This window comes from Tepidiforma sp., from assembly GCF_026419595.1.
Lineage (GTDB): Bacteria > Chloroflexota > Dehalococcoidia > Tepidiformales > Tepidiformaceae > Tepidiforma.
Window position 1 is genome coordinate 1 of sequence record NZ_JANZZD010000143.1, and the last position, 515, is coordinate 515.

The 515-nt window shown below is 70.1% G+C and carries 1 pseudogene; it reads right to left on the reverse strand.

Annotated features, from left to right (window positions below):
* Positions 1–27: 27 nt before the first annotated feature.
* Positions 28–515, reverse strand: a pseudogene (locus tag N2041_RS14845) (hypothetical protein); the annotation flags it as partial.

Below are 515 nucleotides of genomic sequence, written 5' to 3' on the forward strand. Positions count from 1 at the left end.
ATCCGGTGGGGCGCGAGGTTCGCGCCCTCAGGCCTCGTGCTGCCGTTGCCACCAGAGCAGGCGCCCGAGCGCGTGGGCTGCCCGCGTGATGCTCGGGAACGTGGCCAGGCCGCCCCGCCAGCAGAGCTCCTGGAACTCGTTCGCCTGCTCGAAGCCCTCCGTCGTAAGCGAGGGACGGATGGCCACTACCACAGGCTTGCCGAACCGCTCTTGCACCTGGGCAAGGGCTTCGGCCTGCTGCGCGGCACGTTTGCGGGCATCGCCCAGACGCGCCATCGGCCCCATGCCGAAGCTGGTGTGATAGAGGATGGCGTCAACGTTCGGCGCCTCCGCGCAGATGCGGATCGTGGCCTCGAACCCCTCCGCTTCCCAGAGACTCGTCGTGTCGATGGGGTTGCGGATGCTCGTGCCCGCTTCCGCGGTGACCTTCGCCAAAGCGGCCTGGGTCTCGGGCAGCAGGGGCGGCACCTCGAGGCCAGAGGCGGCGAGGTCGTCTGCCGCGAGCACGCTCGCTC